Origin of the sequence: Paenibacillus sp. MMS20-IR301 (genome assembly GCF_032302195.1) — a bacterium.
In the GTDB taxonomy this organism is placed as follows: Bacteria; Bacillota; Bacilli; order Paenibacillales; family Paenibacillaceae; genus Paenibacillus_AQ.
Genome location: NZ_CP135275.1, coordinates 7108680 through 7124763 on the forward strand (window position 1 = coordinate 7108680; position 16084 = coordinate 7124763).

Genomic DNA, 16084 nt, shown 5'->3' on the forward strand with positions numbered 1-16084 from the left:
GGGCATTTTGCCGGATTTAATACCCCTGTACGCTATTAAGGTTACATGCTGCAACTGTGAACATGAATTTACAACATCAAGAGTGCGTCCCAGCCTGAAAAAAGCGATCCGCCGGGATGCGGACTTCTGCTCGTACTATAAGGATGAGAATCCCGACTATTATGTCGTGCGTGTGTGTCCGAAATGCGGGTTTGCTTCCACGGAGAATTCCGCGGATAAACTGGCTGACTGGCAGCGCAAGTCATTTGACGCGCAGGTGGGTAACCGCTGGACAACCCGTGATTTCGGTGAGAAGCGCAGCTGGGAAGTAGCTCTGGAGACGTACAAGCTGGCGCTGATCTGCGCCCAGAGCATTAAGGATAAGGAACGGATTATTGCGAGCCTGCTTCATCATATTGCCTGGATGTACAGGTACAAGGGGGACACAGTCCAGGAGCAGCGCTTCCTGCGTTATTCGCTTGAGGAGTACGTACGCGTCTTCGAGAATGATTCCTTGGGCGGAAATGATGCCCGGCTGATGTATCTGATCGGGGAGCTGAACCGCCGCCTCGGCGAATACCCCACCGCGGTCAAGTGGTTCTCCCGCCTGATTAACGACCAGCGCATTACGGATGCGGCAATGATCCGGGCTGCGCGTGAACAGTGGGCCATTCTGCGGGAGCAGATGCGCGGGGAAGATATTGATCCTGACGGGCTTCCTGCAGGTACATAGCACTCTCAAGCAGCCTGCTCACAGCCGGAACTGCTTGCAGGTAAAAGGCGCAGAAGAGGATTTTCTTCTGCGCCTTTCCGGGGGCAAAGCTATAGTTAGAGCTGCTGCTCTTTGACTGCAGGTTAGCGGACAGCCCGGTCGAATAGCAGATAGTCGGCATCATTGTCGATGACCGTCGGGCTTGCGCTGCAGCAGGGGAAGACGAGCAGCTTTTTTTTGCCGTCACGGACGTTCTGCAGCTCTTTGGGCTTCATTGGCAGAAGCACGTTCTCCCGGTCACAGAACGGGCAATACTGGACGTACATATCTCCCAGAATAATGTCATAAGGCCAGGTGTGGCTGAAGGGGATCATTGCTTGTCCTTCTCCGGAGACGGGGCGGCTGCGCCGCCTTCAGCTGGCTGTGCGTCTTGCTTCTTTGACAGTTCAGCAATTTTTTGCAGCAGGATATGTTGGGGCATATGCATCAGGTGTTCCAGCGGAACGCCGAGTTGTTTGGATAGTGTAATGGCCGTTTCCGGCGATATTTGCAGTGGCTTCACAAGGATTACCTCCTTAAAATTTATGCTGTAGTATTGTAATTCACTTTAACATGGCTGCAGCACAAACACAAAGAAAACCAATCGATTACAAAGGAACGGTGAGAACATATGAAACAACCGTTATCCCTGACATGGGAACTGGAGTCTATTTTCCCGGGAGGCTCGGCATCGCCGCAGTTTGAGCGTTTCCTTAGCAGCCTGGAAGAGGATATTGAACAATTGCGCGTGCAGGTAGCTGCTGCTGTCTCCCCGGCAGATGCTGCCGGAACGGAGTCCTTGGACAGTGTGATTGCACTTCTGCAGAGCTGCGCCGGACGCCTTACACAGGCTGCTGAATTCGCAGGATGTCTGGGTGCACAGAACCAGCAGGACAAAGGAGCTGTGAGGCTGTCAGCGAAGGTAACCGGCATGCGCGCCGGATATGAAGGCATCAGCGCTGCTTTTGACAACGTGCTGCGCCAGACTGCGGATGCGGTATGGACGGAGTGGATGGCCCGGCCGGAGATTGCCCCTTTGAAATTCGTCCTCAGTGAGAGCCGGAATCTGGCCCGTGAGAAGATGAGCCCGGAGCTTGAGAGTCTGGCGCTTGAGCTTGCCGTTGACGGGTATCATGGCTGGAGCGAGCACTATGAGACGATCGTCAGCTCCATTCAGATTCCATTTGAGGACGGGGAAGGAATGAAGCTGCTGTCTGCCGGGCAAGCCTTCAACAAGCTGAGTGATGAGGACCCGGAAATCCGCAGCACCGTGTTCCGCAAATGGGAAGAGGCGTGGGGCGGTGCTGCCGATTATTGCGCCGACACGCTTAACCATCTGGCCGGCTTCCGCCTGAAGCTGTATAAGGGGCGCGGCTGGGAGGATGTGCTGAAGGAGCCGCTCGGCATCAACCGGATGACCCGTGAGAGCCTTGACATGATGTGGCAGGTTATTACGAAGAGTAAGCCGGCGCTCGTATCCTATCTGCAGCGCAAGGCGGAGATCCTGGGCCTGGAATCTCTTGCCTGGACCGACGTGGAGGCGCCTGTCGGCAAGTCCTCCGGCAAAATTCCTTATGAAGAAGCGGCAAACGACATTGTTACCCAATTCCGCAAATTCAGTCCGAAGCTGGCGGACTTCGCCGAGCGCGCTTTCGACAATAACTGGATTGAGGTGGAAGACCGCGCAGCCAAACGTCCGGGAGGCTTCTGCGTATCCTTCCCTGAGAGCAAGGAATCCCGTATATTCATGACCTACAGCGGTACTCCGTCCAATGTGTCTACCCTTGCCCATGAGCTGGGCCATGCTTATCATTCGTTCCTGCTGGATGACCAGCCGCTGTTCAACCAGAATTACGCGATGAATGTTGCCGAGACGGCCTCAACCTTCGCGGAGGTTATTGTAGCTGATGCCCAGGTGAAATCAGCCGGAAGCAGCGAAGAGAAGCTGGCGCTGCTCGAAGCGAAGATTCAGAACAGCGTAGCATTCTTTATGAATATCCATGCCCGATTCCTGTTTGAGACCCGCTTCTATGAGAAACGCAAGGCCGGACTGGTCAGCAGCGAGGAATTGTCTGCCCTGATGGAAGAAGCGCAGAAGGAAGCCTTCTGCGGTGTGCTGTCGGAGTATCATCCGCATTTCTGGGCCTCCAAGCTGCATTTCTATATTACCGATGTGCCGTTCTATAATTTCCCGTACACCGTAGGGTATATGTTCAGCACCGGGCTGTACCGGCTCGCTCTGCAGGAAGGGCCTTCCTTCGCGGATAAATACGACAGCCTGCTGCAGGATACAGGGGTTATGACCCTTGAGGATCTCGTAGCGAAGCATCTCGGCGTTGACCTGTCGCAGCCTGAGTTCTGGCAGGGGGCTGCTGATCTGATCGTGGCGGATATCAATGAATTCCTGGAGATGACTGCGCAGCCTTCTTAAGAATTTGTCGGAATTAAGGCGAAAGCGGTTTTGTATGATGGAGCTACCAAATGTTATCTATGGTACGAACACGCAAAGGTCCCGGATACGGGGCCTTTTTTATAATGTATTTTTGTCGAATATGGGCGACAAAAGTCTGGATTTGCTCATAGAATTAAGAAAATTGCGCACTTGTAGGGATTATAACCCAATTATGTTGAATAATGTTGTACGCCCTTACTTAGTACCCTATAATGAGCCTAAAGCTTTATATAAGCCTCACTGCAAAGCCTAAGCGGCGGCTTACAAAGCGGATTTTGTGAAGTCAGTAAAGTCAAGTCAGGAGCAAGTTTTGTGAAGTCAACTCAGGAACTGTCTCACCTACAAAACTTTTAGGAGGAAATATATGCTTAGAACGGAGCAACTGTCACTGGCAAGACAAATCGATCTGGTGTTCAAGGAACTGCAGGAGGAATTGTCAGGATTGACTTCCGGTACTGTATTTATACAAATCCGAAATAACGTCATCGGCAAATTCGGCATCCGCCATAATCCGCTCGCCGGGCGCAGCGGCAGCTTCACGGCAGAGCAGGAGGGGCTTACATCAGGCCAGCAATCCTCTTTCCGGCTGATGGCTCTGGAGAGCCTGAAGTACAAGAAGCGCTGGACCCATGGTGAGATCAGCTACGAATTTGCTGTCCGCCAGGGAATGGTGGTGGTCGATGCCACACTGGAGTCGAATTACAACATGGCGAACCTGATGATCCGTTATCCCCGCAGCAGCCATGGGGAGTCATCGGACCAGTCCTTTGCCTGAATACATAAATCCCGGATAAACAACAAAAAGCCCCCCTCACGCTTCGACGAGAAACGCGTGGGGGGCTGTGAAGCTGCTCGGCCTAAGTCTTGCGGCTTGGCCGGATACTTATGATAAGGCTGTTACTACGAACGACCGGACAGTTGTTGCTCTGCCAGCTGCACCAGACGTTTGGTGATATATCCTCCCAAAGAACCGGTTTCGCGGGAAGTGTAGTTCCCATAATAACCGTCAGCCGGAATCGTTACTCCAAGCTCCTGTGCTGCTTCATATTTCAACTGCTGCAGCGCTGCATTCGCTTGTGGAACGACCAGGTTGTTAGAACGGCTACCACGACCTTGTTGACCTGCTTGACCCATGTTTGTTCACCTCCTTCGCCCGTTGTGAAGATAGTATGAGCGCTGTGGGGAGATTTCATGCACAGATTTCGAAGGTTCAAAGGCTGGTAATTATATGAAATTTATCAGCGGGGATAAATCAGCTGCAGGCTGCTGCCAAGGGCCAGTGTCTGTCCCGGTTCAAGCGTGATCAGCCCGGTGAAGGAAGCATCCTTCGGCAGGTTTGGCGCATCCGGCAGCCAGGTGTACGGCTCGGCGCATAGGTACTGGTCTGCTTCGCCTTTAGTATAGAGAACCCAGTGGCGGAACAAGTCCTTATCTACCGTATAACGGATTCCGTAGCCGTCGTCACGCATCAATAGGGCCTCAGCAGGCTGTTCATCTGCAGTGCGCAGGACCGTATCCATATTCAAGCCTTTCAGATTCAGGCTGCGGTTCAGGGCATCCAGTTCACCGAGCGGCAACAGGTTGCCGCTGGTCAGAAGCTCATCATTCAGCTCATAAACGGCTTGGACCGGAAGGGTGACCGACCAGCGCTCAGGTGTACCGTCAAGCATGAACCAGGTATGATAACCAATGCCAAACGGGATGCGCGCTTTGCCCAGATGGGTAACTCTCAGCGTCTGCTCCAGCCGGTTATCCTGCAGCCGGAAGGTCATCTCAAATTTGAGCGGCTCCGGGAATTGCCTGATCCATTCTGCATCATCAGTAGTAATGAACTCGGTTGTTACCGCGCAGCCTTCCTCGTCCTCTTCAATGTCGCTGACACACCAGGATTGCGTGCGGTGCAGGCCGTGGATATGATGTCCGTCTGCAGTATTCCGGTCGAACTGGTAGCTTGTGCCTTCGAACTGGAATTGTCCGCCGCGGATGCGGCCGGGCGGTACAAGCAGCGGAATGCCGAAATGATAAGGCTTCTGCAGATACAGAGCCAAGTCGCTTTCATCCGGCTGGCGCAGGATTTGCCGCTCCTCCTTGCGGTCCCACAGGGAAATTACGTTGTTCCCCAGCCGGGGTAAAAGCGTGACTTCCAGCTCATGGCTATGCAAAATATATGTATCATACCCGTTCCATTGCCCTTTGGTCACCTGTTTCATGAGAGATATGCTCCTTTGATAAGCTGTAATCAGATCATACACGAATATCCTTATCATACCAGATTTAATCCGCAGTGGTTAGGGATTTGACAACTTCCCTGACTCGCACTATGATTGAGGCATCAATGAATGACAACAACGTGATGACAGGGACAAGTAGGCAGAGAATGCATCTTCCAGAAAGCCGGTGGCTGATGTGAACCGGTGATGTACCTTTGACCGAATGGACCCTCGAGCGCCGCGCTCGAACGGGCTGTAACAGCCTTCAGTAGACCGGCCGGCTCTTCCCCGTTAACGGAAGCCAAGGCTGCTTGCCATCTTGTCGGTTAGGCATTTAGCAGCGAATAAGGGTGGTACCACGGTCTCACGTCCCTTGCGGATGTGGGGCCTTTTTGCGTACTGCGTTAGCTGGAATAATGATATGGAGGGTATAATAATGGCTAAAAAAGTATTGTCGGGCATTCAGCCCAGCGGTTCACTCACACTTGGGAATTACATCGGGGCGATCAAGAATTTCGTGAAACTGCAGAAGGAATATGAGTGCTTCTTCATGGTAGTGGATCTGCATGCAATAACGGTTGCCCAGGAACCGGCTGCACTCCGGGAGAATTCTGAATCAGTAGCAGCGCTGTACCTGGCGGCAGGCATTGATCCGTCGATTGCGCATGTCTATATGCAGTCCCATGTGCCTCAGCATGCGGAGCTGGGCTGGATGATGACTACGCTGACCGCGATGGGCGAGCTGGAGCGGATGACCCAGTTCAAGGATAAATCAGCGGGAAAAGAATCCGTCGGGGCCGGGCTGTTCGTGTACCCGTCACTGATGGCTGCAGACATCCTGGTCTATAACGCTGATCTGGTACCGGTGGGTGAAGACCAGAAGCAGCATCTGGAGCTGACCCGTGACCTGGCCGGACGCTTCAACCACCGGTTCGGCGACTTCTTCACGATTCCGGAGCCTTATATCCCGGAAGTTGGGGCACGGATTATGTCTCTTGACGATGGTACCAAAAAAATGAGCAAAAGCGATCCGAATGCCGGCAGCCGAATCGGCCTGCTTGACCCGCCGGATGTAATCCGCAAAAAAATCAGCCGGGCGACAACCGACTCCGGGCGTGAAGTTATATTCGATCCGGCGAACAAGCCGGAAATCAGCAACCTGATGAGCATCTACGCCGAATGTTCAGGAATGAGCCTGCAGCAGATTGCCGACAAGTATGAAGGACAGATGTACGGCGGGTTCAAAAAAGATCTGGGGGAAGTGGTCGTTTCCCTGCTTGAACCGATCCAGCAAAGATACTATGAAATCCGCAGCTCCGGCACGCTGGGCGATATTCTCGCCCAAGGTGCCGAAAGTGCGCGCAGCAATGCTGCCAAGACGCTGGAAGGTGTCAGAGAACGGATGGGCTTCCTGCCCTACCGTTAAGCAGAAGGCAGCTTGCTCTCGGCCTTGCGTCTGATTCTGGCTTTGAGGATAAAGCCCCAGCCGATGTTAAGCACGCACAGCGCGCCCAGAATTAATGCCTGCCAAATATTATAGCTGATGGACATGGAGGCTGCGGTTAGTAGAAGAATTGAAGAGCAGGCGAACCATAGTGACAGACCTTTACCCATATGTTCCGGCCTTCCTTTCTGCTGCGACAGCGGTGAATGAATCCCGTAATGCCTTTTGGCATTGCGGGATTTTTTAGAAAGATAACTTCGAAGCCAAAGCCCCACTTTGTGGGGTTGTATGCGATACTGAATGTAACCGCTTTATGGTGATTGTGCCTTATGCAGCGCCGGGCGTCAAGGGGCTCATCGCTGGAAGTCAGGCTCAGTTCCAGGGCGTAAAACCGGACCAATGAAAAAAGACACCCGCCGGAAGCGGGTGCCTGATGCGGGTCTGGTCCAGGCTACAGCTTGACTGTGCCGGGATCAATGGCGAAGCGTTCATCCAGCTTTTCACTGCTGAGCCAGCCTACATAAGTATTCAGCGGATGATAGTCATTATCCATTACCAGCACGGCAACAAACGGGAATTGCTTGCGGTGTAAATAACGGACATCCCCCCAGCGTACAATATAACCAGAGGACAGCTCTTCGACTTCCGCGACAGCATAGGAGGTAAAGTACAGAAAAGCCTGAATATCCGGATGCGACTTAGAGTGTTCTACAGCGGGGTGAGTGGAGCACACCGCATGCTTGAACCATTCCAGCTTGCCGTTGTTCAGCAGGCCGACATTGTAGCTGCCATCCGGCTTCGCTTTAACTACATTCCAGCGCGTAGGTGAAATGGTAGGAATTACGTAATAACGGTCACCGGCATCATGATGGATATCCTTATTCTTAATGTTCCGGGTGATGCGTGCATGCACCAGTGTCCGCCAGATGTAGTAGAGGATGATACTGGCATACAAAGTGATGAACAGAGGGGCCGGCGGCACAATTCCGCCGATCCAGAGAATAATCGCTGCCGCATGGCTGCCGAAGATAAACGGGTCAAAGATGTGGATGATGTTCCAGGCAATCCATTTCTCCGTGAACGGACGTGCCGCCTGGGTACCATACGTATTGAACAGGTCAGAGAACACATGGACAGCGACACCAATGAAGCTCCAAAGGGCAATATGGCTAAGCGCATGGAGATCGGTGAAGCCGAAGAGCGGACCTATAACCAGTGTGATCAGAGCCGGCCAGAGCACTAAAAAAGGCAGCGAATGGGTTATCCCGCGGTGGTTGCGGATGTAGACCGCATTGTTCTTGAGGCGTAGCGCTGTATCGGCATCCGGTGCCTGCGAAGCCAGAACAGTGGCAACCATCACAGCACCGGCCAGTGTCCCGTGGGAGGCGACGGCCGGGTCAACGAAGGACAGTCCGGCGAGTCCAAGTCCCATAACAAAATGTGTAGCAGTATCCATAGGTCAGATCTCCTTTGTACGGAAGTTCTCTATTAATAACTACCCAATTTTACGTTCAGTTATTTAAGGGCAGGAAATAAATATTGTCACGTAATTGTCGAATTGATGAACATCATGGTCAATGATTGTCAAAGTCTTTCGGAGTTTGCTATGATAAAGTTAACAGCGGAGCGGTAACATTATCCTGTATTAACCAGGGCGTTATCCGGTCTCCAGCGGAGCGTAAGAAGTCCCTTAGAAGGAGGAACACCATACGTGGACAATCAATTAAGATATCAAGCTTCTTCCGATTCCGCATCAACGTCTGCCAAATCCCCGCAGGAAGGTGCGGGCTGGCGTGACTTTATTACGGTAACGAAACCCGGCATTATCCGGTCCAATCTGATCGCTGCCTTTGCAGGGTACTGGGTTGCGTCAGGCTGGGAGGTACAGTACGGGCGCCTGCTGCTCACGCTGCTCGGCACTATGCTAGTGATGGCCTCGGCCTGTGTTTTCAATAATTACTTCGACCGTGACCTCGACATGAAGATGGAGAGAACACGCGAGCGCGGACTTCCGACAGGCAGACTGAAGCCGGGAACGGTGCTGGCCTACGGGATCAGCCTGGGAATTGCCGGGCTGGCTGTACTCTTTGCCTTCTGCGGCGTGCTGGCCGGTATATTCGGCATCGTGGGCATGTTCGTATATGTTGTAGTGTACACCCTTTGGCTCAAAAGAACTTCAACCTGGAGCACCTCGGTGGGAGCCATCTCCGGTGCCATGCCGCCGGTCATCGGTTATGTGGCAGTTACCGGAACTGTAGATCTCGGCGCCTGGCTGTTGTTTGCAATGCTCTTTCTATGGCAGCCGCCGCATTTCTGGGCGCTTGGCATCCGCCGCAAAGAGGAATACAGGGCAGCAGGGTTTCCGCTATTACCCGTAGTGAAGGGGACCCGCCGGACCAAATTCCAGATGATTCCTTATGTGGCGCTGCTGCTTCCGGTTCCGGTGCTGATGTATGCTTATGGTTATGCAGGGATCTTTTATCTGATTATCTCAATGGCATTATCCATTGCCTGGCTCTACCTAACTTTAATCGGATTTAAAGCGAAGGATGATGATGCCTGGGCGAAGAAAAACTTCTTTTTCTCCATTAATTATTTGACGTTAAGCCTGATTGCTCTGGTACTGAATACGATTCACGGCTAAAGGAACTCCGTATAGTGCTCTGAAAATGGGGAGGGCGATCTGTGCAGACCTTGAAACGTTATAAATGGACGTGGCTGCTGCTTCTGCTGGCAGTGATCATGGCGGCCTATCTGGCATTCCAGTCGTTTGGGTGGAAAGAGGAGAAGCTGCCGGTTATCGGTAAGGTGCAGGACTTTTCACTGGAAAATGTGGATGGAACCCGGGTAAGCCTGGCGGATACCGCAGGCAAAGTGCGGCTGGTGTATTTCTTTTTCACCGAATGCCCCGATGTATGCCCGATTACGACCTACATGCTATCACAGACGCAGGATTTGCTGATAAAGGACGGCAGTTTCGGCAAGGATGTCGAGTTCGTCTCCATTTCCTTTGACCCTGATAAGGATACGCGGGAGGCCATCCAAACGTTCGCCGACAAATTCCATGCCGATTACAATGGCTGGTATTTCCTGCGCGGCGGACAGGAGGAGATCCGTAAGCTGGCTGCAGAATCCTTCAAGATTCTGATCTATGGTAACAACAAGGAGAATTTCGCCCATGCCAATCTGATCGGTCTGGTTGACCGGGAGAATAAGTTGCGGGGACTGTACGATGCCGGTGATACGGACAATATAACGCCGGAGTTTCTGGCTAAGACGCTTAAGAAGCTGGCCCGGGAGTAAGCTGCGGATATTTAATTCATAGTGTGAAATACAGGATAAGCGAAACGCCCTGCAGGATTCCTCCAAGTGATCAAGGAGCATCCGGCAGGGCGTTTTTGTTATTTATTTGATAATGAACTCCTCAAGCCCCGCTTTCTCAAGCTGTGTAATGTTGTATTCATCAGGAGTGCCCTCAACCCCGGCATATCCTTTACGTGTATACAGATGAACTGCATCAGGGAAGGCATCACGCAGCACCCCGCGGATTTTTTTGCCTGAGCTGTCATTATCCATATAAAGATACACTTCCCCGTCTCTGACCGTTTTCTTCAGCGTTTCCAGCTTGAGTGTATTCAGAGTGCCGAATGTGCACAGAATGTCGACCTCTGGCCTGAGCAGACGCCTCAGCCGGCTGCGGTCATTTTTGCCTTCGACAATAATAGTGATGGACATATGTGCTCAGCTCCCGGATCGTAAGTTGGTATGACGATATTGTACCTAAGGAGCGCTGATTTTAACAGCTGGAAGAGCATTATGTATTCATTCCCCGGGAAATGTCGTAAAATAACCCCGCAATGCGGGGCCTTAGCTCTATGCAAAAAAAACGCCGGACCGCCGGCAAGCTCCCGGGAGGGCAGTTGCGGCGCTTGCCGGCGAATACGGCACGGGAATCAGGCGGCATGGCTGTTTAAGTCGGAGCGGTAAGAAGCCAGCCTACCGGAGCTTGCCGGCGGGAGCAGCAGAAGAGCGGTCATCAGCAGAAGGAAGGCGATGAAGTAAGGCGAGACATAATCCCGCAGCTGGCCGGCCGCGACCGGACCGGCAAAAGCGCCGAGTGACATGGCGATGGACTGCAGCGAGAAGGTGCGGCCCATCCGGCCGGCGCCTCCGAGACTGATGAACAATGAAGCCATAGCCGGGAATAACACGCCTTTGGCTGCGCCAAGTATGAATAGAATCATTCCGGCCGGGATACTGCGGAAGGCGGCAAGTGCGAAGAAGCAGACGGCCATCCCAAGCAGCGCACATGCAATGCGGATGCCCGGTGCCAGCCGGTTCAGGAAGAACAGGCTCAGCGTCAGAAGCGCACCGAGACTGAGCAGTGACAGCAGAATGCCGGTAGAGATTATCCCGCTTCCGCCGCCTCCCTGGGACAGCGGAAGCTCGAAGAAGAGCACGCCCTGGGAGCAGGATACGAAGAAGGGCAGCAGGTAATAGCGCTTGGAGACAGGCTTCGCCGGTGCCTCCGGCTTTCCGGGTTGCTCCGGCTTCACCGGCTTGTACAGAGCAGTTCCGGGCAGATGCCTTGGCACGCTAAAGAACGCCATGACCCCCGTGAAGATCAGCAGCCAGCCCAGGGTGCTGAAAGTACCCGAGTACCCGGCTTTAGCAACAATGAACGCGCCGGCTGCGGGTGAGACGACCGAGGCCAGGGTGTGGATGATCCCGTGGCCGGACATGTACTTACCCTGGGTCACCGTGTCAGACGAGAGGGAGGCCAGCAGGGTCATGCAGGCAGGCGAGAGGAATGCCAGCGCGAAGCCGCTTGCTGCCCGCAGCAGCAGCAGATGCCACGGCAGCTGTGCATGAGCCTGGAGCAGCAGGATTATTCCGGCTGCTGTCAGCGCAAAGACGATGTACCGGCGGCTGCCGTTACGGTCGACCAGCACACCGGCCAGCAGGTTGCCGGGGAGGTGGGTCAGCGAATACATTCCCATCATCCAGCCGATGAAGGCTGGTCCTGCTCCCAGAGAGATGGCAAACGGTGTCAGAATAGGATACTGGGCATGGAGATCAAAGAAGGCAAGAAACAGAAACAGATACAGCCACAGCGCGGTTTTCACGGAATGCACCTCCAGATTGGCGGCCAGCTGTCCAGGTTGGGTAACGGGTTCATGCGGAAGAAACGGCCTACTTGTACTTTACGTGACCCGCAGGGGGCTTATACCATATTATTGCTGCTCAGCAATCTTTAAGTACCGGGGCCGCGCAAGTTATCGGGCTTCTCTTGGCCAATCCCTGTATGAAGATCTGCTATCCGGCAACCATGAATTATAGAGGGCATTCATGTATAATAATTATTATTCATAAAATAGTGGTGAAAATTGCGATAGGGGTGTTGTGAAATTGATGGATCCTGAAGTGTGGTCACAGTTTATCAGAGAGAATTGGCTAGTCATTGTCATTGCGCTTGTCCTGCTGTTTGCGGTAATTAATCTCGTTAAGACTGTGGTGAAATGGGCAATCGTAATCCTTATCGTTGTAGGGCTGTTCATCTATAGCGGAGTCACAATGGATCAGATTGGCGACGCTGTGAACAAGGTAGCGGACGGAACGGTTAACACGCTGAAGAGCGAAGCCCAGGAAGTTATGCTTAAAGAGGCGAAGGAGGCCGTGTACACTTCGAACGGGAACGGCACCTTCACCATTACAACTCCCAATCTGGAAGTGAAGGGTGCGGCCGGCGAGGATAAGGTTGAGGTGACCTTCCGTGGGGTCAGCCTTGGCAAGTGGAGTGTTACGGATACGACCAAGACCTTTATTGATGAAGCACGGAAGCAGGCCGGCAAATAAGTGCGCAGTAATGCCGGCTGAGAAGATTGAGCTGGACGCGGAAGGAGGGGGAATATGCTGAATAGCTGGATAGATAGTCTTAGCGAAGCCAACATCATCACCATTGTTCTGCTGCTGGTTGTGCTGTTCTCCGCCTTGCAGGGCTGGGGCCGGGGCTTCAGGAGAGCAGCCGGAGGGCTGTTCGGACTGCTTGGCTCCGGGCTGCTTACTGTAGCCGCGCTGGCAATGGCGGTACCGGCAGCCGTGTATCTGTCCCCGCTTGCCGCCAAATACGCAGCGGAGGCTGCCCTGCCGGACAGCCGGCTGAGCCAGTGGCAGCAGCTGTACTATACAGCGCTGTCTGTGCTGGCTAATTCACCGCTAGTCCGCTTCCTGCTGCTGCTTCTGCTGTCCTATCTGCTGATCCGCCTGCTGCTGGGCCTTTTGTTCCTGCTCCTGCCCTTCCGCCTGCCCCGCTCCTCGGCACGGGGAGGGAAGCTTACCGGTGCCAGCCGGCTAAGCGGCGCTGTGCTCGGCTTCGCCGCCGGGCTTGCCCGGGCGCTGGCCCTGGTCTTCGCCCTGTACATCGGCGTAAGCCTGAACCCGGGCAGCGGATTCAGCCGCTATGTGGAATCCTCGCCGGTCTACAGCCAGAGTGCCGCAGCGGTCTTCGAGCCGCTTGCCGGCGAACAGGTGAGAGGCAGGCTGCCGGTGCTGACCCAGGCAGTAGCGGCTGAAATGAATGATATTCTGCGGCGCAAATATGAAGTGATTGACCATGATATTTCTGCGGATATTGCTGGTGCTGCTGCAGATATCGCCGGAGAGGCTGGCGGGGATGAAGCGAAGGCCAGGCTGCTGTATGACTGGATCGGATCACGTATTGCATACGACTATACCAAGGCTGAGAACTATGAACAGAAGCGGATCTGGCATGAGCAGACCCCTCAGGATACCTTCGATACCAAGCTTGGGGTGTGCATTGATTATGCGCGCCTGTATGCCATGATGGCCCGTTCCCAGGGGCTTCAGGTGCGGGTTGTAACCGGCAAAGGGTATGACGGCCGGGGCGGGTACGGGCCGCATGCCTGGAATGAGGTCTACATCAGCAGTGAGGAGCGCTGGATCCCTCTGGATTCCACCTGGGCAAGTAGCGGCAACTGGTTCAACCCGCAGGATTTCAGCACGACCCATATCAAGGAAAACATCCTCTGACAGAAGAAGCGGATGCTCCTGCATCTATGGTACAATAACAGCGTGAAGAAGAGCATCTGCCTGCAGCCTGCCGGAAGGTCTGTTGTGCAAACCATATAAGGAGAGGACATGCTGTGAGATGGTTCGGTAAGCCGGGCTTTGGCCCGGAGTCTTCGAACACCCGAAACTACCTGAGTTTACGCATAAATCTGTTTTTCTTCGGCACCTTTTTTATTTTTTGCATCATCATTATCCGGCTTGCGGGGCTGCAGTTTGTGGAAAGTCCCGAGCTTGCCGAGGCGGAGGCCAGCCGTGAGACTAAGGAGGTTCCGCTTGCGGCGATCCGGGGGATCATTCATGCGGCCGGCGGCGAGAATATTGCCTATTCCACATCGATTCAGTCGTTATATATCACTTTAACCCAAGAATATACAGCTAAAGCCAAGAATAAGGACACCGGACATTATGACTTCACTGCTGAGGCCAAAGCCAATGCGGATTCCCTGGTGAAGCGGCTGTCGGCAGTTTTTGCAGAGTATGGCGATTCTTCCAGAGACGGGCTTACCGGAGCGGAAATCCTCGCGCTGCTTGATCTGGATTACAAGAAATCGCTCGGGTATGTTCCCCGCAAAATCAAAGCAGGGCTGACCGAAGCAGAAGTTGCCCACTTCATGGAAAATAAGGATAAGTACCCCGGAGTTTCCATTGTGGAAGAGAGCGTCCGCCACTATGACAGGGACACGGTGGCTGTCCAGACAGTAGGCTATATGAAATTATTCCGTTCTACGGAGAGCTATGATATATACAAGAATATCCGTAATGCCATGAAGCAAACGGATGCAGATCCCGGCCTGATGTACCGCGACGATGAATTTGTGGGTATTTATGGCCTGGAACAGCAATATCAGCGTGAGCTAAGAGGCAAAAACGGCTATCAGCGTCTTGCAGTGAATCCGCAGAATATGGCGGAGGAGGTTATTGCTTCCGTTCCGCCGGTCAAGGGCAATGATATCTGGATGACGATCGACAAAGGGGTGCAGATGAAGACGGAGCAGGCGATCACGGATCAGCTTGACTGGCTGCATAAGAATCCGGTTCAAGGCAAATATCACCCTGATGCATTAACCGGCTATGCGGTGGCGATGGAGGTCGATACAGGGAATGTCGTGGCGATGGCCAGTATGCCTGACTATGACACGAATGTCTATAATGCCGAGAAGCTGCTGCCTGAGGCCTATGAGAAGATCAAGGATAATAACCAGAACGGTACGATTACACAGAATACTTCCGGTGTTTCGGGGAACGGGCTCAAGTCGCTGGTGTTTCTCGGCTCCACAATCAAGCCGTTAAGTGTATTAATCGGTTTGAATGAAGGCTTCTTCTCCGTTACAGATACGTATACGGACAAAGGTATTGCTTATTTCGGTAAAAACGACAGCTCTTCGGTTAGCAATTCCTCCGGCCATGTGCTGGGAAGGATTGATCCTGCCGAGGCGATTCAGGAGTCATCCAATGCCTTCATGGTCGATGAAGTCGGTAATCCGCTGTATAAGAAGTATCAGGGTGAAGGCACCAAAGTATGGGACCAATATATGAAGGCCTTCGGGCTGGGGGTAACGACACAGAGCGGTCTGCCGGGCGAGATCGCCGGAGTTATCGATTACCTGAATACGGAGGAAGCAGGCTCAGCACAGGCGGCACTGGTGTATGCTTCTTTTGGGCAAAAGGGCAAATATACAGCACTGCAGCTGGCCCAGTATACGGCAACGCTGGCTAATGAGGGTGAGCGGATCAAGCCCCAGCTGGTCAGCAGAATTACAGATGCCGAAGGCAACACCGTTAAGGAATTCAAGCGGGAAGTGCTGAACAAATTTACATTTGATCCCTCCTACTGGGAAGAAATTAAGCAGGGTATGAATACCTCCGTTAAAGTGTTTGACGGGTTCCCGTATGACTTTGCCCGCAAGACGGGTACCTCGGAGATGGAGGCCTACGGGGCGATCCGCGACAACGGGGTATTCATTGCTTATGCTCCGCGGGAGCAGCCGAAGCTTGCCGTAGCGGTCATTATTCCGGAAGGCGGCTTTGGATCGAACAGTGCTGCACCGGTGGCCCGGAAGATATTTGAGGCCTATGACTGGGAATACGGGCTTGACGGAGTCCCTAAGAAGAATCTGCTGCCGCCAGCCGGGCAGGATTCAGCAGTGAAATAACTGAAA

17 protein-coding genes are annotated in these 16084 nt (G+C 53.4%); 9 read left to right on the plus strand and 8 right to left on the minus strand.

Going from position 1 to position 16084, the window contains the following annotated elements:
• The first annotated feature begins 7 nt into the window (after positions 1–7).
• Positions 8–712 carry a DUF2225 domain-containing protein gene (locus LOS79_RS30555; RefSeq protein WP_315414680.1) on the plus strand — a complete coding sequence of 235 codons (705 nt, stop codon included), beginning with the start codon at positions 8–10 and terminating at the stop codon, positions 710–712.
• A gap of 122 nt (positions 713–834) precedes the next feature.
• Here LOS79_RS30555 and LOS79_RS30560 read toward each other — a convergent pair whose 3' ends face one another.
• Both LOS79_RS30560 and LOS79_RS30565 read right to left on the minus strand, forming a co-directional pair.
• Positions 835–1065: a hypothetical protein gene (locus LOS79_RS30560; protein WP_315414682.1), complete on the minus strand. Its 231-nt coding sequence runs from the start codon at positions 1063–1065 to the stop codon at positions 835–837.
• The gene (locus tag LOS79_RS30565; protein ID WP_315414684.1) at positions 1062–1253 is read right to left on the minus strand and encodes a YycC family protein; all 192 of its coding nucleotides are present in this window, start codon (positions 1251–1253) and stop codon (positions 1062–1064) included. Before LOS79_RS30565 ends, LOS79_RS30560 begins: the two co-directional genes overlap by 4 nt.
• Before the next feature lie 108 nt (positions 1254–1361).
• Between LOS79_RS30565 and LOS79_RS30570 the strand changes: the two genes are divergently transcribed.
• Positions 1362–3161: a M3 family oligoendopeptidase gene (locus LOS79_RS30570; RefSeq protein WP_315414685.1), complete on the plus strand. Its 1800-nt coding sequence runs from the start codon at positions 1362–1364 to the stop codon at positions 3159–3161.
• Positions 3162–3546: 385 nt separating this feature from the next.
• A complete protein-coding gene (locus tag LOS79_RS30575; protein ID WP_315414686.1) occupies positions 3547–3957 on the plus strand; it encodes an O-methyltransferase in 411 nt (136 codons plus the stop codon).
• A gap of 125 nt (positions 3958–4082) precedes the next feature.
• Here LOS79_RS30575 and LOS79_RS30580 read toward each other — a convergent pair whose 3' ends face one another.
• Complete coding sequence (locus tag LOS79_RS30580; RefSeq protein WP_039307200.1) at positions 4083–4316, minus strand: alpha/beta-type small acid-soluble spore protein; 234 nt, start codon at positions 4314–4316, stop codon at positions 4083–4085.
• Between the two features lie 104 nt (positions 4317–4420).
• Positions 4421–5392 carry an aldose 1-epimerase gene (locus tag LOS79_RS30585; RefSeq protein WP_315414692.1) on the minus strand — a complete coding sequence of 324 codons (972 nt, stop codon included), beginning with the start codon at positions 5390–5392 and terminating at the stop codon, positions 4421–4423.
• Positions 5393–5828: 436 nt separating this feature from the next.
• Between LOS79_RS30585 and trpS the strand changes: the two genes are divergently transcribed.
• Positions 5829–6818, plus strand: a complete 990-nt coding sequence (trpS, locus tag LOS79_RS30590) for a tryptophan--tRNA ligase (RefSeq protein WP_315414693.1) — start codon at positions 5829–5831, stop codon at positions 6816–6818.
• Here the strand turns inward: trpS and LOS79_RS30595 are convergent.
• Both LOS79_RS30595 and LOS79_RS30600 read right to left on the minus strand, forming a co-directional pair.
• Positions 6815–7006, minus strand: coding sequence for a hypothetical protein (locus LOS79_RS30595; RefSeq protein WP_315414695.1), 192 nt, complete (start codon positions 7004–7006; stop codon positions 6815–6817). The genes trpS and LOS79_RS30595 overlap by 4 nt on opposite strands.
• Positions 7007–7287: 281 nt before the next feature.
• A complete protein-coding gene (locus tag LOS79_RS30600; protein ID WP_315414696.1) occupies positions 7288–8292 on the minus strand; it encodes a metal-dependent hydrolase in 1005 nt (334 codons plus the stop codon).
• A 255-nt stretch (positions 8293–8547) separates the two neighbouring features.
• Between LOS79_RS30600 and cyoE the strand changes: the two genes are divergently transcribed.
• A complete protein-coding gene (gene cyoE / locus LOS79_RS30605) occupies positions 8548–9480 on the plus strand; it encodes a heme o synthase (RefSeq protein WP_315414697.1) in 933 nt (310 codons plus the stop codon).
• A gap of 41 nt (positions 9481–9521) precedes the next feature.
• On the plus strand, positions 9522–10139 hold the full coding sequence (locus LOS79_RS30610) for an SCO family protein (protein ID WP_315414699.1): 618 nt from the start codon (positions 9522–9524) through the stop codon (positions 10137–10139).
• Between the two features lie 102 nt (positions 10140–10241).
• On the opposite strand, the gene LOS79_RS30615 is transcribed toward LOS79_RS30610, so the two are convergent.
• Together LOS79_RS30615 and LOS79_RS30620 are read right to left on the minus strand one after the other, a co-directional pair.
• Positions 10242–10571, minus strand: a complete 330-nt coding sequence (locus LOS79_RS30615) for a toprim domain-containing protein (RefSeq protein ID WP_315414700.1) — start codon at positions 10569–10571, stop codon at positions 10242–10244.
• Between the two features lie 218 nt (positions 10572–10789).
• The gene (locus tag LOS79_RS30620) at positions 10790–11962 is read right to left on the minus strand and encodes an MFS transporter (RefSeq protein WP_315414701.1); all 1173 of its coding nucleotides are present in this window, start codon (positions 11960–11962) and stop codon (positions 10790–10792) included.
• Between the two features lie 286 nt (positions 11963–12248).
• On the opposite strand from LOS79_RS30620, the gene LOS79_RS30625 reads away from it, so the two are divergent.
• From LOS79_RS30625 to LOS79_RS30635, 3 genes are all read left to right on the plus strand, one after another.
• A complete protein-coding gene (locus LOS79_RS30625; RefSeq protein ID WP_315422535.1) occupies positions 12249–12692 on the plus strand; it encodes a hypothetical protein in 444 nt (147 codons plus the stop codon).
• Positions 12693–12746: 54 nt separating this feature from the next.
• A complete protein-coding gene (locus LOS79_RS30630; RefSeq protein ID WP_315414703.1) occupies positions 12747–13886 on the plus strand; it encodes a transglutaminase domain-containing protein in 1140 nt (379 codons plus the stop codon).
• 113 nt (positions 13887–13999) lie between these two features.
• Positions 14000–16078, plus strand: a complete 2079-nt coding sequence (locus LOS79_RS30635) for a peptidoglycan D,D-transpeptidase FtsI family protein (protein WP_315414704.1) — start codon at positions 14000–14002, stop codon at positions 16076–16078.
• Positions 16079–16084 lie beyond the last annotated feature (6 nt).